At 54.4% G+C, this 21,322-nt stretch carries 21 protein-coding genes; 8 read left to right on the forward strand and 13 right to left on the reverse strand.

What is annotated here, in order from left to right; translation table 11 throughout:
- The first annotated feature begins 151 nt into the window (after positions 1 to 151).
- Positions 152 to 1,051, forward strand: a complete 900-nt coding sequence (locus tag TH2_RS17565) for an ArdC family protein (RefSeq protein ID WP_008891786.1) — start codon at positions 152 to 154, stop codon at positions 1,049 to 1,051.
- Between the two features lie 135 nt (positions 1,052 to 1,186).
- Positions 1,187 to 1,756 (forward strand): T4SS efffector SepA family protein, encoded by a 570-nt coding sequence (locus TH2_RS17570; RefSeq protein WP_008891787.1) that lies wholly within the window; start codon positions 1,187 to 1,189, stop codon positions 1,754 to 1,756.
- 47 nt (positions 1,757 to 1,803) lie between these two features.
- Here the strand turns inward: TH2_RS17570 and TH2_RS17575 are convergent, their stop codons facing one another.
- A complete protein-coding gene (locus TH2_RS17575; RefSeq protein WP_008891788.1) occupies positions 1,804 to 1,983 on the reverse strand; it encodes a hypothetical protein in 180 nt (59 codons plus the stop codon).
- 371 nt (positions 1,984 to 2,354) lie between these two features.
- On the opposite strand from TH2_RS17575, the gene TH2_RS17580 reads away from it, so the two are divergent.
- The gene (locus TH2_RS17580; protein WP_008891789.1) at positions 2,355 to 2,603 is read left to right on the forward strand and encodes a hypothetical protein; all 249 of its coding nucleotides are present in this window, start codon (positions 2,355 to 2,357) and stop codon (positions 2,601 to 2,603) included.
- The gene (locus TH2_RS17585; RefSeq protein WP_008891790.1) at positions 2,600 to 2,884 is read left to right on the forward strand and encodes a hypothetical protein; all 285 of its coding nucleotides are present in this window, start codon (positions 2,600 to 2,602) and stop codon (positions 2,882 to 2,884) included. Before TH2_RS17580 ends, TH2_RS17585 begins: the two co-directional genes overlap by 4 nt.
- 6 nt (positions 2,885 to 2,890) lie before the next feature.
- On the opposite strand, the gene TH2_RS17590 is transcribed toward TH2_RS17585, so the two are convergent.
- The 3 genes from TH2_RS17590 to TH2_RS17600 all read right to left on the reverse strand — a co-directional run bounded on the left by TH2_RS17590 (position 2,891) and on the right by TH2_RS17600 (position 5,955).
- A complete protein-coding gene (locus tag TH2_RS17590) occupies positions 2,891 to 4,318 on the reverse strand; it encodes a relaxase/mobilization nuclease domain-containing protein (protein ID WP_008891791.1) in 1,428 nt (475 codons plus the stop codon).
- Positions 4,315 to 4,698 (reverse strand): plasmid mobilization relaxosome protein MobC, encoded by a 384-nt coding sequence (gene mobC / locus TH2_RS17595; protein WP_008891792.1) that lies wholly within the window; start codon positions 4,696 to 4,698, stop codon positions 4,315 to 4,317. The genes TH2_RS17590 and mobC overlap by 4 nt, the downstream gene beginning before the upstream one ends.
- A 225-nt stretch (positions 4,699 to 4,923) precedes the next feature.
- Positions 4,924 to 5,955 (reverse strand): NAD-dependent epimerase, encoded by a 1,032-nt coding sequence (locus tag TH2_RS17600; protein ID WP_008891793.1) that lies wholly within the window; start codon positions 5,953 to 5,955, stop codon positions 4,924 to 4,926.
- Positions 5,956 to 6,190: 235 nt separating this feature from the next.
- On the opposite strand from TH2_RS17600, the gene TH2_RS17605 reads away from it, so the two are divergent.
- Together TH2_RS17605 and TH2_RS17610 are read left to right on the forward strand one after the other, a co-directional pair.
- Positions 6,191 to 6,934: a putative metalloprotease CJM1_0395 family protein gene (locus TH2_RS17605; protein WP_008891794.1), complete on the forward strand. Its 744-nt coding sequence runs from the start codon at positions 6,191 to 6,193 to the stop codon at positions 6,932 to 6,934.
- Positions 6,935 to 7,231: 297 nt separating this feature from the next.
- Positions 7,232 to 7,885, forward strand: coding sequence for a response regulator (locus TH2_RS17610; protein ID WP_008891795.1), 654 nt, complete (start codon positions 7,232 to 7,234; stop codon positions 7,883 to 7,885).
- A gap of 124 nt (positions 7,886 to 8,009) precedes the next feature.
- On the opposite strand, the gene TH2_RS17615 is transcribed toward TH2_RS17610, so the two are convergent.
- The 8 genes from TH2_RS17615 to TH2_RS17650 all read right to left on the reverse strand — a co-directional run bounded on the left by TH2_RS17615 (position 8,010) and on the right by TH2_RS17650 (position 16,687).
- Complete coding sequence (locus tag TH2_RS17615) at positions 8,010 to 9,974, reverse strand: response regulator (RefSeq protein WP_008891796.1); 1,965 nt, start codon at positions 9,972 to 9,974, stop codon at positions 8,010 to 8,012.
- A gap of 89 nt (positions 9,975 to 10,063) precedes the next feature.
- Positions 10,064 to 11,062 carry an acrylyl-CoA reductase (NADPH) gene (acuI, locus tag TH2_RS17620; RefSeq protein ID WP_008891797.1) on the reverse strand — a complete coding sequence of 333 codons (999 nt, stop codon included), beginning with the start codon at positions 11,060 to 11,062 and terminating at the stop codon, positions 10,064 to 10,066.
- 94 nt (positions 11,063 to 11,156) lie between these two features.
- Positions 11,157 to 11,537 carry a YkvA family protein gene (locus TH2_RS17625; protein ID WP_157194223.1) on the reverse strand — a complete coding sequence of 127 codons (381 nt, stop codon included), beginning with the start codon at positions 11,535 to 11,537 and terminating at the stop codon, positions 11,157 to 11,159.
- A 15-nt stretch (positions 11,538 to 11,552) separates the two neighbouring features.
- A complete protein-coding gene (locus TH2_RS17630; RefSeq protein ID WP_008891799.1) occupies positions 11,553 to 11,861 on the reverse strand; it encodes a hypothetical protein in 309 nt (102 codons plus the stop codon).
- Between the two features lie 81 nt (positions 11,862 to 11,942).
- Positions 11,943 to 13,724, reverse strand: coding sequence for an asparagine synthase (glutamine-hydrolyzing) (asnB, locus tag TH2_RS17635; protein ID WP_008891800.1), 1,782 nt, complete (start codon positions 13,722 to 13,724; stop codon positions 11,943 to 11,945).
- A gap of 15 nt (positions 13,725 to 13,739) precedes the next feature.
- The gene (locus TH2_RS17640) at positions 13,740 to 14,672 is read right to left on the reverse strand and encodes a glycosyltransferase family protein (RefSeq protein ID WP_008891801.1); all 933 of its coding nucleotides are present in this window, start codon (positions 14,670 to 14,672) and stop codon (positions 13,740 to 13,742) included.
- A gap of 29 nt (positions 14,673 to 14,701) precedes the next feature.
- The gene (locus TH2_RS17645; protein WP_008891802.1) at positions 14,702 to 15,655 is read right to left on the reverse strand and encodes a glycosyltransferase family 9 protein; all 954 of its coding nucleotides are present in this window, start codon (positions 15,653 to 15,655) and stop codon (positions 14,702 to 14,704) included.
- 3 nt (positions 15,656 to 15,658) lie between these two features.
- Entirely contained in the window at positions 15,659 to 16,687 is a 1,029-nt protein-coding gene (locus TH2_RS17650; RefSeq protein WP_238538729.1) for a glycosyltransferase, read from the reverse strand.
- 161 nt (positions 16,688 to 16,848) lie between these two features.
- Here TH2_RS17650 and ygfZ point away from each other — a divergent pair, with 161 nt between their 5' ends.
- Both ygfZ and TH2_RS17660 read left to right on the forward strand, forming a co-directional pair.
- Positions 16,849 to 17,763, forward strand: coding sequence for a CAF17-like 4Fe-4S cluster assembly/insertion protein YgfZ (gene ygfZ / locus TH2_RS17655; RefSeq protein WP_008891804.1), 915 nt, complete (start codon positions 16,849 to 16,851; stop codon positions 17,761 to 17,763).
- A gap of 126 nt (positions 17,764 to 17,889) precedes the next feature.
- Entirely contained in the window at positions 17,890 to 18,567 is a 678-nt protein-coding gene (locus tag TH2_RS17660) for a hypothetical protein (RefSeq protein WP_008891805.1), read from the forward strand.
- Positions 18,568 to 18,629: 62 nt separating this feature from the next.
- On the opposite strand, the gene ppdK is transcribed toward TH2_RS17660, so the two are convergent.
- Positions 18,630 to 21,290, reverse strand: a complete 2,661-nt coding sequence (ppdK, locus tag TH2_RS17665; RefSeq protein WP_008891806.1) for a pyruvate, phosphate dikinase — start codon at positions 21,288 to 21,290, stop codon at positions 18,630 to 18,632.
- Positions 21,291 to 21,322 lie beyond the last annotated feature (32 nt).

Below are 21,322 nucleotides of genomic sequence, written 5' to 3' on the forward strand. Positions count from 1 at the left end.
GGCTTCGGGCGAAAGCCATGGCCCGTGGCTCGGCTGCGCCTGCGCCCGCACCTCTTCCATGGCTTTCGGTCTGGACGGCCGTCCCCCCGCTCATTGGCGCGGGCCTAGTCCGGTTGCATGCGCAACCGACTACCCAAGAAAGGGGACAAAGATGAAAACCGACATTTATGAAAGGGTTACCAACAAAATCATTGCCGATCTTGAGCAAGGCGAGCTGACATGGCTAAAGCCATGGAGCGCGCGCAACATGGAAGGCAAGATCACTAAGCCTCTGCGCCATAACGGCGTGCCCTATAGCGGCATCAATATCCTGATGCTTTGGGGCGCGAGCATCGAGGCGGGTTATGTTTCCCCTTATTGGATGACCTTCAAACAGGCCAAAGAACTAGGCGCGCATGTTCGCAAAGGCGAGCGCGGCAATCTGGTCGTCTATGCGAACACGATCACCAAGACCGAGGAACGGGACGACGGCAGCGAAGAGGAGCATAAAATCCCGTTCATGAAGGGATACAGCGTCTTCAATGTCGAGCAGATCGAGGGCTTGCCTGAGCACTACTACACCAAGCCGAAAGCGATCATCGATCCCGCGCGCCGCATTCAGCATGCTGAAGAGTTTTTTGCGAGCACGGGCGCGGACATTCGCCACGGCGGCAACTCTGCCCACTACAGCGGCGGCAGTGATCATGTGCAAATGCCGTACTTCGAGACCTTCAGGAGTCCCGAAGCCTACTATGCAACTTTGGCGCACGAGCTGACTCACTGGACCAAGCACCCCAAGCGCCTTGACCGCGAATTCGGACGCAAGCGTTGGGGCGATGAAGGCTATGCGCGCGAAGAGCTAGTCGCCGAACTTGGTGCAGCATTTCTATGCGCTGACCTTGAGCTCGCGCCCGAACCGCGCGCCGATCATGCGGCGTATATTCAGAGCTGGCTCAAGGTCCTGCAAAACGATAAGCGCGCGATCTTCAGCGCCGCAGCGCATGCGCAGCGTGCCGCAGATTTCCTGCATGGACTTCAGCCTGTCATCGAAGAAGTGAGCAACGTCGCGTGATCATCGGGAAAAATTCGCGGCTGGCCTTCGGGCCAGCAGCCGCGAAGACGCACAGGAATCCCCTAGGTTATATGTAACATAAACCGCTTGACTCCCGATATCATTTATGTAACATATTTCATAAAGGAGATAAATATGATGCCTGTAGTAAGAATAAACGATGCGACCTTTGCCGATCTCAAGTCCATATCGACTTGGTTTGGTACCAAGACACCTAGCGAAACCATCGACCGAATTGTGCGAGAAGCGATGGAGGAGCTCGGGATGGAGAGAGATGACGAGCCTGATACGTCAACCGTACACAATAAAGACGAGGTAATGCAGTTCGATACTGCGCCTGGATTGTCGTTCACGAAACCTACGGCGGCCATGGTAAATGATTTTCCGTTGGAAAACCCGAGATGGTCCGCAATTCTAATCGCGATGATTGGCGCTGTTAGTGGAAAAGGGCTTAAAGCAGAAAAGTTGGTTAGAGAGCTGTCAATTCCCGCGAAAGTCAGTCAGTACGAAGAAGAGGGATACAAGTTTCTTCCTGACTTCGGCATATCCGTTCAAGGACAATCAGCTCAGGATTGCTGGAAGGAAATAGATCGCCTCTCCAAGAAATGGAGCATCCCCGTATCCGTGGAGTTCTTTTGGCGTCAAAATCCAAAAGCCCAATACCCTGGAAAGACAGGTCGACTCGTATCTGGGATTTCAAAGTAATTGCAACAAATTCGCGGCTGGCCTTCGGGCCAGCCGCGTTGATAGGCTCAAAGGCCTGGCGGGCGGACCGCCAGTTCGGCCTCAATATTATGCAGTGATGCCAGCGCATTGCTGCGTTCAATCGATCCGCGAGGAGCGGAAGCAAAGGCGTTGAAAGCCTCGCGTAAGAGTGCATGCAGTTCGGCTGTGCTGCGCGATGCTGCATCGAAGCGTGTGATGAGTCTCATCGTCACCTCCTGTTGATTGTCAGGAGGCCCCGAACCGTTCAGGGCCTTTCGGCCCTCGCACACATCATCCATGGCCCAGTGAAGGCGCTGATGGATCGGGGTAACGCACTAGAATTCAATCGGAAGGTGGCGTGTCGAGGCGCGTGAACAGACTTTCGGTGTCGGCAGTTAGCGCAGCATGAACGGACCTTTGCCCGCGCGTGGCTTGCAGCAATTCGCCTTTCCCCTGACCGAAAGCGGATCGCGCATCAATATCCTGCCCGCGCCAGTTCGGCGGAAGCCTCACCCGTGTTGGACATGACGCGGCGATCCTTTGCCTTCGGTCTCATCGGGGGGCGTTAGCAAGCCAACCCGAACAAAGGAGATCATTCATGGCACGCAACAACACCCAAACCGCTCAAGAGCGCACACGCGAGGTCCGCGCACCGGAGTTTCTGGCGTGGCACGTCACCCAGAAAGGCGACAAATCCTTCTGGAATAAAGTCGGCGCAGCCTGGATGCACAAGGACGCTAAAGGCTACACGCTTCAGCTCGAATCCCTGCCTGTCGGCGGTCGCATCGTCTTGCGCGAGCCGCTGGAAGACACGGCTTCACCTGCAAACGACGCGGGGCGCTCATGAGCGCCCCAGTCTCCAGTCAGATCGACTGGCGCGGTGTCGTGATAAGCATCAGCTATCATCGGCATCAGTGGTCGACGTTCGACCACATCGAAGTCAACGTCATCGGCGATGGGATAATCCCCATCACCGAGACAGGCTATCGCTCTCACTATCTGCATAGCGATGTCACAGACGAATATGGCGGGGCCGTTGCCTACGTGCTCGCGTGGCTTGAGCACGAAGCGCAGACTCCGCAATGGAAGAAGCGCGCAGAAGCTGCACGCCAGCTTTCATTGTTCTAGCGATTTCTATCGGTCGAGATCAGGACCGTCATAAGACGGTCCATCTCTTTTTTGCTCGCGCAGTTTGCGTAAACGATCTTGCGCCGACGTAGTGGAACGGGTCGGACGCTCGGCCTTGCGTTCCTTGAGCTTGTCGAAGCGTGGACGCTCCGGTTGCTTTTTCGGTTCGGCTCGCAGCGTATCCAAATGCTCGAAGGCGGTCTTTGCCCTAGGCTCTTCACCACGGCGCATAATGCGATAATTTGCGGCATCGTGATGTAGGGCGCGCAAGGCTTGCGCATGTTTGGTGCGCGCAGCATTGATTTCTTTTTGCAGATCGCCGCGCTCGCGCAGTTGCGCGTTGATCGTCATCTGTCGCTGATCCTGATCGCGTCGAAGCGCCCAAATCACTTCGAGCTGGTTCTGGTTTTCGAGCTGAGCCCGCTTGCCTGTCAGACGATCCCACAGGCCCATCATTCCTTTGCGGAAGCGATCCGCTCTTGCGCGGGCTTCAGCTTCAAACCGCGCCTTCTGGCCTGCGTCCAGTTTGGCGCGTTCCACGGCATGCGCCTTCGCCATCTCCACGCGGCGCGCATTCAGTTGATCGAGCTCGGCATGGGCGGACGCGCGCGCTTCATCGACATGCGATTTGATGCGCGGGAGAATATCTTCAGCAATGCGCTTGCGGGTCTCCTCAACGCTGTTCAATGCGTCGGGCTTTCCAAGACGGGCGTGCAGCTCTTTCGCTTTCTTGCCCGTCGCGCGTGAGATCGAAATGACTTCACCTTCGAAGGTTACAGCCACATGGCCGCGCCGATCCCCGCGCGCCAGATAGAAGCCGCGTTCTTCAAGGGCGTGCGCGAAGGTGCGCGCTGAGTCCGAAGTCGCCCAGGCTTCCTGTATCAGTTCTTTCAATTCGCCCGCATGGCGTCCGATCCGCTTGGCCTGCTGCCATTCATCAAGCGAGAAGTCGCGGGGGTCGCGGTCCTTAGGGTCGATCAAGCCGTGCGGCATCTGCCAGCCGTTCTCAAGATAGAGCTGACGAGAGACCTCCCGCAGCTTGTTCTTGTAGAACGACATCGGCTTGGCGGTCATCGTCTCAGGATCGATCCGGCTCCATACCGCATGACAGTGCCGCCGACCTTCCTTCTCGTGGAAGACGACGACGCGCGGCTGGTCCGTCAGGCCGTTCTTCTCTTCGATGGCTTCAAGCGCTTTTTCGAAGGTTCGAACGTGGACACGCTCGTTCTCGGGCGGGTTCAAAGAAACCGAAAACATGAACTGGCGGCACTTCGTGCCTTTGGCGATGGCTTCGGCTTCTCGGAGCGCGCCGACGACATCATCGGACATGAAGCCGCGAATATCGTGCAGCTCGACATGCTCGTTTTCTTCGGTCTTGAGGAGATGCAGTCCGAGCTGCTTTGCGCCGCTTCGTTGTGATCCTTTCAGGATCATGACGGCTCCACATCGGTACGATGGCCGAGCGCGCGAAGAAGTTCCCGCCGTATCAGCGCCACGTCGGCGCATGCGCGCCGAATGTCGCGTTCCGTATCGGGGAGAACGGGCAGCGTGCCGAGATTGGCCATCTTGGCGAGCTGGTTCAGATTATTAGCGATCCTCGATTGGCCAAGCATGGCGAGAACCTGCGCCAGCTTTTGTTCGTCCTTGATCGGGCGACGTGACCGCGCCCGTGCACGTTTCTTCTTGAGCCCCTGACCGTCGAAGACCTTGCGGCGGATATACGCCCCAAGCGGCATGTCGCCAGCCAGCTCTTCAAGCCTAGCGCGTTCTTCAAAAGTCAGTCTGAGGGAGAATGGAGGTGTCTTCTTGCTCATCCGACCTCCCTATGAACGTCTATTTGAAGATCGTTCACAGGGTCGTCGATTGCCTCAAGTACCTGATTCCATTCAGAAAGAACTTCGAACAGATAGTTCGAACTTTCTCTACTCAGGTGCACCATTTTCCAAGTACATTTCAGAACAATGTTTGCAAGCCCGCATCAAAGTGATGCGAGCCTACATGGTGTTTATTTGTCTGGATATTAAGGAAAGTCGCGCGCTCTAGCCGTAGAAAGCGCGATACCACTCAACAAAGTTGCCGATACCGGTTTCAATCGAGGTAGCCGGCTTGAAGCCAACGGCATCGGTCAACGCATCAACATCGGCGTAAGTCGCGGGCACATCACCATCTTGCATCGGCAGCATGTTTTTCTCTGCCGTCTTGCCCAGTGCCTTTTCGATCGTCTCGATCATATACATCAGCTCGACCGGGCTGTTATTGCCGATATTAAACACCCGATAGGGTGCCGAACTGGTTGCAGGATCGGGCTTGGCCGAGTTCCAGTCCGGGTTCGGCTGGGCAACGGTCGAGATACAGCGATACACACCTTCGACAATGTCATCGATATAGGTGAAGTCTCGACGCATCTTGCCTTTGTTAAAGACATTGATCGGGCGCCCTTCGAGGATCGCCTTGGTGAACAGGAACAGCGCCATGTCCGGTCGCCCCCACGGGCCATAGACGGTAAAGAAACGCAGACCGGTCGTCGGCAGGCGATAAAGATGGCTATAGGTATGGGCCATCAGCTCGTTGGCCTTTTTCGATGCCGCATAGAGACTGATCGGGTGGTCAACATTGTGATGGACTGAAAACGGCATTTCCGTATTCATGCCATACACCGAGCTACTTGATGCGTAGACCAGATGCTTCACATTGTTGTGGCGGCATCCTTCAAGGATATTGGTGAAACCAACAAGGTTGGCATCAATATAGGCATGCGGGTTTTCAATCGAATAACGTACACCGGCCTGAGCCGCCAGATTGACCACATAAGTCGGCTTTTCAGTCGCGAACAGATCTGCAATGCCTTCACGGTTTTCGAGATCCATTCTGACGAACTTGTAACCCGGCTTGCCTTCCAAACGCGCAAGACGCGCCTCTTTGAGGTTAACGTCATAATAGTCATTGACGTTATCAAGTCCGACAACAGTCGCCCCCTGCTCCAGCAGTTTCAGGCAAAGATGGGAACCGATAAAACCGGCGGCACCCGTGACAAGCACCTTTTCATTGGCCGGAATGATGAAGTCGGACATGCGCGTTGGAATTCCTGATTGAAGTAAAGCATGAAGCGCGCCAGGCGCCGGTTGGAAATTCGGGATTTTTGATACCAGCAAGGGTACCGATACGCAAGCCATCAACCGTGACAATGCGCCTCAGGCGCCTTACACCTAAGACCCTTTATTGCAACCCGAGACTCCCGGTCATTTTTCTGCTACGGTGTCTTTTCGTATAGGTTTCGTCTTAAAGTTACGAGCGACGTAAAGACAGATGATTTCAGCTGGTCAAACCATAGCCAACCCGAATGGGGGCGGTTTGGGCGTTATCCTGAATGTTCGGGAAATCGCACAAACTGCTGATGGGCGTGTTTTGGCCGAATATGAAGCTATGGAAGTCCAACGTCAGGGCGGAAATGCGTCATCTGTTTCGCCATATGCCATTGCTGGTGCCGACTCAGACGGCGCACGTACGCGGATTGTTGATCCACGTACCCTCACCGAGGCACAAGCAGTTGCTGGCGGCGTCAGCCGCGCGGAATACCGCGAGGCACGCGAAACCAATTCGGAAAACGGCAACACCGCAAATGGTGCTTCATCCAGTCAGGATCTCGACCCGGCTGAAGAAGGTGTCGTCAATCAGTTGCGCGCCCGCGATTCAGCAGTACGCCAAGAAGAAGAAGCCCATGCCGCTGCTGCCGGACCTTATGGCTCTGCGCCGCAATACACATATCAGATTGGTCCGGACGGTAACGCTTATGCGATTGGTGGTCACGTTGATGTAAGCGTATCACTGTCGGGTAGCGCGGAAGACCGTGATCGTGCACTGGCCACCTTGCAAAATGCAGCACTGGCACCAAACGCACCATCGGGTGCTGACATGGCAGCCTTCCGTCAGGCAAGCTTACAAAGAGCAACCAGTGATGGTATTGAGATAAACAATACTACCGAAGAATCCACGCATACCGAGGCCATGTTTAAAAACGGCGCGTATCAAAATATATCAATTTCTGTGTAACTTTTCCTATCACGGTTCCTTTTGATCCCCTGATATACTATTCGATGCGCCATGAAATACTTATCCTTGAGTCGGGATACCTATTCACCTGGATAGATGCTACGATCAAAAACTATCCTGCCGTTTGACAGGGGCACCGTTTTGTTGAATGCTGCGCTCGCGTCCGGGGGGGACGCTTGGATTGAAAATATCAGAACCGCGCGAAACCATATTATTGCAATTGTAGATCGCGTTTCCGAAGTCGCTGGTCCCAATTCATTTCAGTGAGCTTTGGACAAGAACAGGTACGGCATAAAAATGAACATCCTGCTAGCAGACGATCACGATCTCGTCAGAGACGGGATCACTTCCTTCCTAAAACTCGCAGCGCCGGAAGTTGAAGTCGCGCAGGCGAAAGACTTCGCAGAAGCACTTGCCGTCGTTGACGGAGAAACCAACGTCGAACTGACCATCCTTGATCTGAACATGCCTGGCATGAATGGATTGTCCGGGCTGACCGTCATGCGCCAGAAACATCCTGAAATTCCGGTGGTTATTCTTTCAGGCTCGGTTAAACGCAGCGACGTTCTGAACGCCCTGGAACATGGTGCGTCGGGATATCTGCCCAAGACGCTGTCAGGTAAATCCCTGATCAACGCCCTGCGTTTGATTTTGTCTGGCGAAAAATACATTCCGTCTGCATTGCTTGAAGACGATGGCACGCAGATGCGCCCGGGTGAGATTGACCTTGACGGCCTTGCACCAGACAACCCCTTGCGGCAGTTGACCAACCGCGAGCGTGAAGTTCTGGGTCTTCTGACCAAAGGCCTTTCCAACAAGGAAATCGCCAAACAGCTAACCGTTCGCGAAATTACCGTGAAAGTCCATTTGACCGGTATTTTCAAGAAGCTTGGCGCTGCCAACCGTACACAAGCGGTAAAGATTGCCATGCAATTGGGCTGGGAAGCCTAATCACTGCCAACTCCAGGCAAACAAATCAGAAAAGCCCGGCATGATACCGGGCTTTTTCTTTTTCAAATTAAATCATAAATCCACTTGCAGGCAAAATACACCTACGGGTCCGTGCGGGTCAAAGTTAAGCGGCAAATACTTCACAAAGCTCATCAAGTGTTGCCAGAAGTTCCTTTAAGTTCAGCGGTTTTGACATCACCGTCACAGGTGCATCTGGTCCATCTTCATCCTCAACCGGTCGGTCAGCGTCGCCCGGGTGCCCGGTCATGACAATCACCGGCAGTGCGGGATTGCGTTCCCGAAGTTCCTTGACCAAGGCGTTGCCATCCATCTGTGGCATGCGAATGTCGGTAATCAGGATGTCAGGCTGCACAACAGCCGCAACCGCCAACGCATCTTCACCGTTATTTGCGGCGGAAACGTTAAAGCCCTGAGCTTCAAGATATCCTGAGATGATTTCCATGGCATCAAGTTCGTCATCGACGACAAGCACACGAATTTTACCGCGTGCTTCTGCATTTGGCGGCACCTTAGTCAGCCAGCTGTCCTCTTGACCGGCGTCGGAATGATGGCCCTCCTTGGTGGTGTCTACATCCGCAAGCGGCAGAGTGATCTCAAAGCAGGCCCCGTCACCCTCATTTCGTACGTCAATTCGGCCGCCCATGGCCTCGACAATGCCAAAACTGACCGACAGCCCAAGTCCGGTTCCCTTGCCAACATCCTTGGTCGTGAAGAACGGATGAAACAGCAAGTCAATGGCTGCTTCCGGAACACCGCCACCATTGTCGTTGACAGCCAGTTTCAATGACTTCCGCGCTTCGTCAACCATTGCGCTGACACGGATCAAACCTCCGATACTGCCGGCATCGTCGCTGCTTTCATTGATGGCATCGCGCGCGTTGCTCAGCATATTGACCAGAACCTGTTCCAACTGAACCTGCCGGCCATTGACGAAACAGCGCTGCCGAGGAGACACGACATCAATTGCAATGCCCGACAATCTGCAGTCATGCTCGACCATGTCCACGGCGCGCTCAACGGCTTTCATGACGTCGAACGGCGCAAAATCATCATCATCCGGACGGCTGTATATCTGAAGATGCTTGATGATCTCTGACATGCGCTCTGTCTGGGAACTGATGAGCGCCAGTCTTTCGCGCTGAAAGGCTGGCTTTACGGCATCCAGATCATATTGCAAGGCGCAGGTATCTGCGGCCATTCGGATGACGTTCAGCGGCTGATTCATTTCGTGGGCAACAGACGCTGCCATTTCGCCAAGCGTTGCCAGTTTGGATGTCTGAACCAGTTGACGTTCAACTTTGCGTTTGTCGGTAACATCTTCTGCCAGCATCAGCATGGCTGGCGCCCCCTCGTGGGTGAAGGCAATGGCCGAGACTTCCAGCTCGACATTTTCGCCTTCCGGGCGTTGGCAGATGATTGTGAAGTCCGCACGCCCCGGATACCCGTTTCGATAACGCGAAATATATTCCTCAAGCGTTTCGCGGCTTGAAGGATGCACCATTTCCATGAAGGATCGCCCGACCAGTTTATCACTGTCGCGCGCGCCCAGAATGCTGACACCCTGCTGGTTCATATAGACGATCTCGTCACCGCTCAGGACAGAGATAAGCTCTGGCGCCAGCTCGACCAGTTTGCGATAACGCTCTTCACTTTCCTTGAGCGCGCGTTCGGCGCGCGACCGTTCGATCGCATACCTGATGGAACGCCGGATTGTCCGACCATCAGGAAATTCCTTGGTCAGATAATCTTCGGCGCCATGTTGAAGGGCTTCGAACGCAAGTTCCTCGTCCTTGTGACCGGTCAGAACGACGACGGGTGCCGCATTGGCACAACTGCGTACACGGCTGATGGTCTGCACGCCAGACGAGTCCGGCAATGTCAGATCCAGCAAAACAACATCAAACAGTGCCTCTGGCCCGTCACCATTTAGCACCGCCATCGCGGATGCAAGATCGCTTCGATGCTCAATATCAAACGGCTCACCGGTTTCTTCCAGCAGGGTACGCACAAGAAACGCATCACCGGGATTATCTTCGACAAGAAGAATTCGGAACCGTTGTTCAGGCATCACGTTCATTTCCAGCTTTCAGAGACACGGGTTTTCGTGCCGCATCGCACGGATCGAAAACCCGTTGAGTCTGCATGGTTTTGCGGGTGCTAGCAATCCTGAACATCAACAAGCAGACGTCCCTGCACCTGCCCTTTGAGGATCTTCTCCCCCCATGGCAGAATATCGGACAGTGCAACTTTCGTTGTTGCAGATTGCAGTTGATCCTTCGGCAATTCGCGCGCCAGGCGCAGCCAGGCACGCACGCGCGTCTCATAGGGACACATGACCGAATCAATCCCGATCAGTTTCACACCACGCAGCAGGAACGGGATAACAGTTCCGGGCAAATCGGGACCACCGGCAAGACCGCAGGCGGCAACAACACCATGATATTTCATCTCGGAAAGAACGTGGGCAAGCGTCGTGCTACCGACACTGTCGATTGCCCCCACCCATCGTTCCGTCAGCAGAGGTTTGCTGGTATCGGTCAGTTCATTGCGATCAATGATCGTACTGGCACCGAGATCACGGAGATACTGATGCGTTTCGGCCCGTCCCGTCGATGCTTCAACCCGATAGCCAAGCGCAGAAAGTATTGAAACAGCAACAGAACCAACGCCCCCGGCAGCCCCGGTCACAAGGACTTCGCCATCCTGCTTGGTCGACACACCCTGATCCTCCAGTGCCATGACTGCCAGCATTGCGGTGAAGCCCGCCGTGCCGATTGCCATTGCCTGTGATGCATCAATTCCGGCGGGCAACGGAACAAGCCAATCGGCCTTCACCCGCGCAAGCTGGGCATATCCGCCCCAATGGGCTTCACCAACCCGCCAGCCGGTCAGTACAACTTCATCGCCGGGTTTATAACGATCATCGGTTGATGAAACGACTTCGCCGGAAAAATCAACGCCCGGCACATGGGGATAGGTGCGCACAAGCCGTCCCAATCCGTTCAGGACCATGCCGTCCTTATAATTGAGAGTTGACCATTTGACCCGAACCAGCACTTCTCCTGCGGGCAGGTCATCTATCGTCAGGTTCTTGAATTCTGCTGTAACGCTTTTTTCTTTCTGATCCAGAACCAGTGCGCGAAATGAGTCAGCCATGGGGTCCTCCCGATCTGTTCGGATGATCGATCAAGAGTATGGTGCCCACCACCTTGCGTCAAACACGCAGGTTACATCCGACAAGACGGATTGATTAATCAGCCGCGGGAATGCTTGCAGGTTCAAGGGAGGTATCCATCCCCCCTATCACCGCAACAGCGATGACCACAATCGCCAAAATACCGAGATAGACAAACAAGCGACGCGACCCGGACTGTTTTCCTGGGTCGTCCTGGATGACTTCGCGTTGCACATTGTCAGGCAGGCTTCGATATGACAGCCATCCCAATAAAGGCACGATCACAAGATCATCCAACCAGCCAATCCCAACCAATACATCGGGCAGGAAATCAACAGGACTGACCAGATAGACCAGACCGGTCAGTAAAAGAAGCTTGGATTTCAGCGCCACATCTTTACGCATCAAAGTGCGCAAGAGGTTGGGTACGATCATCCAGACCGAAGCTTTTTTCAAAGGCAGTTACCCGCTTCAACGATGCAGTGGTGTGACATAGGCAGAGTAAGCAATCCGCATTGCGCGCGCAAACTTTTCACGCTGCTCAGCACTGGTCGCCTGCTCAGTCACATCAATCCCGATTGATCCGCAATCAATCGTACATTTGGCATAGACAGTGGTCGGGAGCTTGAATTCATATGTCGCGCCCAGTGTCGCACTTTCTTTCAAGGGCAGTGCCTTAATCGATTTCGCGTGTAAATCATTCGGCGGTACAGTCATCCATGCCAGCAACAATGCAAAACCAAGAACCGCCAACATCGCCAGTTTATCAAGATACAGCATCACTCATGTCCCAACAGCATATCTGTTAATTGTTATTTGCAATTAAGAAATGCCGGAGCGAGTGATTTGTTCCCGTAAAAGTTAAAACGTCTTAACTTTTTGAAAACTGGCTAGTGTTTCGAAAACGTCCGGGCAAGGCGCATGCCCAAGAACATTCGCCTGATGCCAAAGCGCGTAGAACAGCAAATGCCAACACGCCGCACCTTCACGTTTGCCCGGAGTGTTGAAAAGTTTTTCTACTCTGTCGGCATCTGCGATCTCGATAATGCCTGCCTGCCGGGCGACCAGCGGCCCCAACTCCTTGCCGCGCGCTGCAATCCATTCTGAAACCGGAACCGTGAAGCCGCGCTTCTTGGCAAACGGCTTTGCCATCGGCAAACAGCGTTCCAGCCAACTGCGCAACAGGAACTTGCCAACGCCCTTTCTGACCTTGAGGCGGTCGGGCAGTTGATAGGCGAATTCTGCGACAACCGGATCAAGAAACGGTGTGCGCCCTTCAAGGCCGTGCGCCATCAGCATGCGATCAAGCTTGAGCAACAAATCATTGGGTAACCAGTCGGCGCAATCCACGGCCTGAGCAATCGCCAGACGCGACCGTTTCCCCCGGCTTTCACGACTTTCCGAAGCCGCAATGCCATCGCGCCACCCCTCCAGAACACCGGTCCGCAAGACATCGATCTTGTCAAACGTCCCCTTGGAGCGCATCACACGACCGCCGAGCAAAAAGGGGCGCATGACCGACCGGTACCGACCGTAGCCACCAAACAGCTCGTCACCGCCCTCGCCCGACAGCACAACCTTGAAATCGCGCGCGGCTTCCCTGGCAAGCTTGTAGGTCGGCAAAATGGCGTAGTCTGCCGCAGGGTCGTCCATCCGTGCTGCGACCTCTGGCAATAGCGTCCAGAAGTCATTTTCGGAAAACATCACTTCGATATGGTTGGCGTTGCACGCCTTGGCGACCTCTCGGGCGAGTTCGCGTTCATCATGCACGCTGCTGGCTTCAAACGCCGCAGTATAGGCCGTTACCGGTCTCTCATTAAGCCGATGCATCATACCAAGCAATGACGCACTATCGACCCCGCCCGACAGGAACATGGCATAATCGACATCAGATCTTTGGTGCAGTCGAACCGACTCCTCGAACACCCGGTCCCACTCATAAAGCGCACTTTCCAGATTATTCCCGGTCGCACCTGCATCACTGAGAACCTGACGACGCCGGCGTTCGACAATCCGTCCGTTTTTCAAAACGATGGTCTCGCCAGGTTGCAGTCTTTTGATCCCATCAAGGATCATGTCCGATCCAGTGGTGAATTGCACCTGAAGCAACTCGGACCGGGCATCCTCGCGTACTTCGCGTCCGACAAGTCCGGCAGCAACCAATGCCTGTGCTTCGGACGCGAATGCGAAATATTCAGGGGTTTCAACGTAGTAGACCTGCTTGATACCAAACGGGTCGCGACACAGAACGACCTGATTGTCGACCACATCATGAATGGCAAAGGCATACATGCCACGCAGCTGATCAAACCCGCCAATACCATCGCGCACGAATTTGCGAAGTGCAGTCTCGCTGTCGGAATGGGTTTTGAAGCCCTCGTCACCCAGATCTTTTCTGAGCTCAAGATAGTTATAAATCTCGCCGTTGGCGAGCAGGACACTGCCATTTTCGTGATAAAGCGGCTGATCACCAGTATTGAGATCGATAATTGCCAAGCGTGTCTGGATGAAACCGACGGGGCCTTTGATATAGCGCCCGTCAGCATCCCGGCCTCTGTGGCTTAACGCCTCCTGCAATCGATCAATTATGCGATGATCGACATTATGGCAGTTCTTTGCGATGTATCCTGCTAGGCCGCCCATATCAGCACCGTGGCTTTATACTCGTTTCGGAACAGCAGTCAGAAGTTTTCCACCGTCAAAATCTGGATAACGATAGTTGGATTGAGTAATGGTGCCGTCAGTGCACTCAATGTCCACGGTTACGTCACGATCTGCGCGTATCTGGTCGACACCTGACAAGTGCAATATGCCCAATTTGGTATATGGCTCATTGGGTTCGACAAATGCATGTTGTTCTTTATCCCAGAACGGTTTGCTCTGACATTGCCACATGGCAAAGGACGGCAAATATTCTGCCTTGTATCCTTCAAGATGCACCAATTTCCCCAAAGACAATTGTTCAGCCGGGAAAATTTTGCCTCGCGATGCTGCACCAACAACGATCTCTTGCCAGCGCTTCCAATGTGGCGCGTCAGATGACAACGCAAAACAGGCCGCCGACAATACGTAGTGGGGAATTAATTTTTTAGCTGTTGGCCACCCAAACGCCTTTTTGCCGTTGGTGTTATAAAAGCTACGGATTTTAATTGGCCACCGCCACAACCAAGATACGCGAAGTGACTTTGGATAAGATCGATCGGCTCCGTTGGTGATGGCCAGTCGATCACCCCTTGCAGCGGAACGGATAAACATCTCGACAGCTGACCAATCCTGAACCCACGTGTCACTGTCCATCCAGAAATAGACGTCATATCCGGGGAACATTTCGGGTATAAACGGACGACACACGCAAGCTTTTAAATAGTCTTTTCCCCCGGCTTTTGCCGATGGAATACCGTCAGGCCATTTCGGAGTGACGACGCGAGCGACTTGAGGCTCAATGGCTTCCCGTTGGCTTGAGTTCATGCCGGTATCCATAACGCAGATATCGACCCCGCGAGATTGAGGAAATCTGACGATAGATTGAATTAATTCTAACAATAACGGATAGTAATTCTCGTCAGTGCCTGAAACGATCGCAACTCTCATTATACCCCCCGAAAAACACTATTGAACTATCAGTCTTTCTTTTCAAAACGCTTATAAATTTCCTGAATAACTTTCTCAACAGAGAGATCCGTCATCAAGCATTTCTGAGATTTCCAATCAATCCCGTCGGCGATGATTTCGTCGTAACTCTTATCAGTACAAACATAAGCCGTGTCTAATCCGTACGGTGCATAGTTTTCAGGTCGCGATGGGCCAAACAATCCCAACGTGAATGTGCCCGATGCAGCAGCCATATGCATCAAACCTGAATCATTGCCGATATAGGCGTCGACTTTTTCCAGACAGGCCTGAACGGTTAACAAGCTCTCGTTTCCAAATATTAGAGTTCTCCTGCTTTCCGGAAGCTCTTCAATCAGGGAAGCAGCTATTTCCCGCTCTGCAGGGGCTCCTAAAACGACAACATGTGCATCGGGAAATAAACCATCTGTAGATGCCAGACGCGCGACCAACTGCTTGAAGTTCTCGATCGGCCACGTTTTCCCTCCCCAGTTAGCAGTAGGACCAATTGCGAGCACTGCTTTTCGGTCATCCGATGGCAATAGACTTTTTGCACGCTCCCTGTGCTCTTTCCCTACCCAGATTTTGGGAAAAAGAGGCTTGGTTAAACCAATAAGGCGTGCCATCTGCTCAACACGGTGCAAATCATCGTCATTACCCGGCAACACCACCCGCGTCTTGCCCGGCAACACATAAGCCGTCGCACTTCCCCGCAGGTCGACGATGATGTCCCACCAGTTCAGAACAACCGATTTCCAGAGTTTCCACCAATGGCCGCCGCGTTTTTGCTTTGGCATTTTGATAATGCGTTCAAGGTTCGGGACGGCTTCGAAGATCGGTGCGGCGACCGGGCCGCAGGCCACTGTGACGCGGATACCGGGATAGGTTTCGACATAGTGGCGCAAAACCGATGTCGAAAGCACCGCATCGCCCAGACGGTTTGAGGTAATGAACAGCAGGCGCACGGCTTACAGTTTCTCCAGCTCGCCAGCGACATGGATCCATTCGCGGCGATCATTGCGTGCGGCTTCGGATTGGCTGGCAAAGAACGAACGGTCGGTCAGAAGCTGAGACGTGATATTTCCAAACGCGGCCTCGTCCGGCACGATATAGCCCGTCTTGCCATCCTCAACCCGGCTTTTGGCAATACCGCCATAGGACACAACCGGCGTTGCAGCGCCCAGTGCATCGACAATCCACTGCCCGACATGATCCGTGCCGTACTTGCCGTGATGCAGGAACGCACGCGCATTGGCAACGGTTTCGGCCATGTCGGCCTCTGGTTTCGGATGGTGGACCCGAACCCCCTTGTCGATGGCCGAACGCACCATATCAAGCAGGTCGTCCGACACGCTGTCATTCTCGCCTGCCATGGCGCTAAACAGGTCATAGGCATAGACTTCGAGGATCGCGTTCGGCGCCTTGGGGGCGACATAGGTTTCCCAGATGCGAATGATCTGGGCGATCCCGGTCGAACTGTTGGCAACCGTTACTGCCAGTTCATCACGCGATTCAAACGCCCAGTGCATGTTCGATGCCATGACAAAGGATGTTGTCGCGCCGGGTTTGACCACGATCGGCTTTTTGGCAAGGTCGGCATCAAAGGCCTTTGCCTGCGCATCATCGGTAAAGATGACCTGAACTTTCTTTTCCTGCAGAACCAGACGCACATCATCGGCATTCAGTCGTGCGGGATCGCCATCAAACCAGAGTGCGACAGTCGCACCCTCGGGCACCGAAGCGTGGCTCAGCAACGCCGGATCACGCCAGACAATCACGGTATTGACCGCATCACCGCCAAAGGGCGGCAGTTCGGCATCAAGCTGTCGCCAGGCAACACCGTGCATGTCCTTGTCAATGCCGCCATTGCGGCGTGCTTCGACCTTGTGACCACGGGCAACAAGGGACTCAGCCAACGCAATGAAAGCGCGCTGGCATGTTCCGAGCGGACGAGCTTCGCGATCCTTGGGATCAAAGCCGATGGAGTGATCAAGCATCAAGATTTTCATAAGTTTGGTTCTATCCGTTCGACGGCGTTTTATGAAGGGTTTTCTTATAGCTTACCCACCCTGCCTCCGCACAGACAGGTCTTGCGAAATTTATGTGATTGCCCCACATTTCGCCCAAACAATTCCGATTTACCGGAGCCATAAATATCATGAGTGAGACTTTTTACGCCCTTTTGCCGGATCGCGCCGTGATCCGGGTCAGCGGCCCGGACCGGGTCAGCTTTCTGCAAGGGCTGGTATCAAACAATATCGAAACCATTTCGGCCGAAAAATCCGGCTACGGCGCGCTTTTGACGCCGCAGGGCAAGTTCCTGTTTGATTTCTTCGTCTATCATCAGGATGAAGACAGTCTTCTGATCGAATGCGAGCGCGGCGAGAATGGTGAGCGTGCGGCCGAACTGTTCAAAAAGCTTCGCATGTATAAACTCCGTGCCAAGGCCGAACTATCTGATATCACCGACAGCTACGACGTCATTGCCGTCTTTGGCAAGGATGCGCTTTCCGCCCTGTCGCTGGATTCAACACCCGGTGCAACCGCACATATGGCCAATGGCATCAAGGCGGTTGACCCGCGTCTTGCCGAAATGGGCGCGCGTGTTCTTCTGCCGAAAAATGCTCTGACCGAAATGGCCGCAATTGGTGCCGAGGAACGCGATGTCGAAACCTACCACCAGATGCGCGTTTCACTGGGCATTCCCAATGGCAGCGAAGAACTGGAAGTCGAGAAATCCATCCTGCTTGAGAATGGCTTTGAAGAGCTTGGCGGTGTCGATTTCCAAAAGGGTTGCTATATGGGTCAGGAGCTTACCGCCCGGACCAAATATCGCGGTCTTGTGCGCAAACGCCTGTTGCCCGTCAAAATTGACGGCCCGTCACCGGATGCTGGCACACCGATCATGAATGGCGACAAGGAAGCTGGGATCATTCGATCTGTCCATGGAGACCATGGACTGGCAATGATCCGGCTTGAGCGGGTTGAGGGTGATGCAGAGCTCAGCGCAGGCGATGCAAAGGTCACGGTTTCTGTTCCCGATTGGGTTCAGTTGCCGGAAAACGCAGCCTGATCTCGGCGATCAATTTCAAATTTACGTTTCGAACGGGTCCCGCCTTGCGGGGCCCGTTTTCGTTAAAACCTGTTGCAACGCCGCAAAAGTCCCTATGTTAAAAGAAAAGCAAAATCGGGAACTGCGATGAAACTGTGGAATAGGGTCCTTTCTGTCCGGGGCTTGATGGCCGCGCTTTGCGCGCTTGCCTTGGTGCCTGCTATGGCCGCGGCACAGCAAGCTGCGCCGGGCCTAAGTGACGTCCCTGTTTCCGACATGTCGATTGCCGAGGCCGAAAAGGAAATGGCCACAATCACCGAGGCCTATAACCGCAAGGGTCATCAGATCAAACAGATGGCGCTTGGTACGCTGCTGCGATTTTATCCGCAGAAGATCGTGCCGTGTGGTGCCATTGTCACCAATGTTCGCGACTGTCTGGACAATCATTGGCCTGATCTTAAAGACTATCCTGGGCACTTTCTTGGGCCGAATGAAAAACCGGCACTCAGACCCACAATCGAACAGGCCCGCATGACCGAGGAAAACTACCTCGATGCGGTTGAACGGCTGAACATGTTGCTGCGTGCCGTGCGCTATGAAAGTACGCTTGCACCCGAAGAACGTTATCGTCCGCAACTTGATGCCGTAATTACCCATCTGACTGAAATGCGCGAGGCGGAGTATCACAACCGCCTTCTTTACGAAAAGCTTTTCAAGATTGGCGGCATCATCTTGCTGCTTCTGGGTCTATCAGTTGGCGGGATGCTGGTGATGAAACACCTTGCCCAGCGCAACGATCCATCATCACCATCAGGCAAAAAATAACGGCAACGGGATGCCCGTTGCCGTCGTTATCGTCATTCGCAAACTGAGTTCAATTGCAGCGATTACTTGCCAAGCACTGCCTGGGCAGCGGCAAGGCGCGCAATCGGCACGCGGTACGGGGAACATGACACGTAATCAAGTCCCTGTGCCTCACAAAACGCGATGGATGCCGGGTCGCCACCATGTTCACCACAAATGCCAAGCTTGATGTCCGCACGGGTCGCACGTCCGCGTTCGGCGGCAATGCTGACCAGTTCGCCAACCCCTTCCTGATCCAGCGATACGAACGGATCACCGGCAAAGATATCCTTGGAGATATAGGTATCAAGGAAGCGCGATGCGTCATCGCGCGACAGACCAAAGGTCGTCTGGGTGAGGTCGTTGGTGCCAAAGCTGAAGAATTCGGCTTCTTCTGCGATTTCACCCGCCCGAAGTGCAGCACGCGGCAATTCGATCATGGTGCCAACCAGATATTTCAGCTTGGCACCCTTTTCGTCTTCGACTTGGGCGGCAACCTTGATGATCGCGGCTTTGAGAATTTCGAGTTCCTTCTTGCCGACAATCAGCGGGATCATGATTTCCGGAATGACCGGATCCCCACCATCCTTGGAAACCTCGATCGCGGCTTCGAAAATGGCGCGCGCCTGCATTTCATAGATTTCTGGATAGCTGATGCCCAAACGGCACCCGCGATGGCCCAGCATCGGGTTGGCTTCGGCAAGATCAAGCAAGCGGCGCTTGACGATGGCCTCCGACACACCGGCGGCCTTGGCCACATCAGCGATTTCAGCATCGCCATGCGGCAGGAACTCATGAAGCGGCGGATCGAGCAAACGAATGGTAACCGGAAGCCCCTTCATGATGCGGAACAGGTCAATAAAGTCCTGACGCTGATAGGGCAGAAGCTTTGCCAATGCGGTACGACGGCCCTTCTCGGTTTCAGCCAGGATCATCTCGCGCATCGAGACAATGCGCTCCGGATCAAAGAACATGTGTTCTGTGCGGCAAAGACCGATGCCCTCTGCCCCGAAACCACGTGCGGTTTCGGCTTCTTCCGGGGTTTCGGCGTTGGTGCGGATTTTAAGGCGACGCAAGGCATCGGCCCATTCCATCAGCTGGGAGAAATCACCCGAAAGATCGGGCTTCAGGGTCGCAACTTCGCCCAGCATGACTTCGCCGGTGGCACCATCAAGGGTGATGACGTCGCCTTCTTTCAGGGTCACACCGCCAGACATCATGGTTTTGTTGGCATAATCGATCTTGACCGCACCAGCACCACAAACGCATGGTGTCCCCATGCCGCGTGCAACCACGGCTGCGTGGCTGGTCATGCCACCGCGCGATGTCAGAATGCCTTGGGCGGCGTGCATGCCGGCAATATCTTCGGGGCTGGTTTCGATACGCACCAGTACAACCTTGCGGCCCTTGCCCGCCCATTCTTCAGCGGCCTCGGCAGAAAAGACGATCTGTCCGGATGCCGCGCCGGGCGACGCCGGAAGCCCCATGCCAACGACCTTACGATCTGCTTCGGGATCAAGGGTCGGGTGCAGCAGCTGATCAAGCTGTGCGGGATCGACGCGTCTGATGGCGTCTTCCTGGGAAATCACACCATCTCGGCACATTTCAACTGCGATCCGCAATGCGGCCTTTGCCGTACGTTTACCCGCACGGGTCTGGAGCATGTAAAGCTTGCCGGACTCAACGGTGAATTCCATGTCCTGCATGTCACGGTAATGGGATTCAAGCTTTTCGCGGATATCGCAAAGTTCCTTGAAAACGACCGGCATGGCGGCTTCCATCGAAATCAGGTCCGAACCGGATTCCTGTTTTTCGATTTCCGTCAGCGGGGCCGGTGTGCGGATACCGGCAACCACGTCTTCGCCCTGCGCATTGATCAGGTACTCGCCATAGAAGCGGTCTTCGCCGGTCGACGGGTTGCGCGAGAAGCAAACGCCGGTCGCGCAGTCATCGCCCATATTGCCAAAGACCATCGCCTGCACGTTGACCGCCGTGCCCCAGCTGGCCGGGATGTTGTGCAAACGGCGATAGGTATTGGCGCGCGCGTTCATCCAGCTGCCAAACACCGCACCAATCGCGCCCCACAGCTGTTCGCGCGGGTCTTGCGGGAAGGGTTCACCCAGTTCGGTTTTGACTTTTTTCTTGAACGCCTCAACGACTTCGGCCCAGTCGTCTGCGCCCATGTCGGTATCAAGACTGACACCCTTGTCTTCCTTGACGGTCTCAAGGATGTCTTCGAAGTGATAGTGATCAACGCCCAGCACGACGTCGCCATACATCTGAATGAAACGGCGGTAGCTGTCATAGGCAAATCGACGGTCGCCCGACACTGTTGCCAAACCTTCGACCGTCTCGTCATTGAGACCAAGGTTAAGAACCGTGTCCATCATGCCCGGCATTGATGCGCGGGCGCCGGAACGGACAGAAACTAAAAGCGGGTCCTTGGCATCGCCAAACTTGCGACCAACATGCTTTTCGACAGATGCCAGTGCGGTTTCGACCTCGGCATTCAGACCATCGGGATAGGCGCGGTCATTGTCATAAAATGCCGTGCAAACTTCGGTTGTAATGGTAAAGCCGGGCGGGACTGGAAGTCCGAGATTGCACATCTCGGCAAGGTTGGCCCCCTTGCCGCCCAGAAGTTCACGCATATCCGAACGGCCCTCGGCGCTACCGCCACCGAAACCGTAAACCCATTTGGTCATCTTGCCTTTTCCTCATCTGGTCGAGGCCCCGA

The sequence above is a fragment of the Thalassospira profundimaris WP0211 genome (genome assembly GCF_000300275.1).
Taxonomy (GTDB): domain Bacteria; phylum Pseudomonadota; class Alphaproteobacteria; order Rhodospirillales; family Thalassospiraceae; genus Thalassospira; species Thalassospira profundimaris.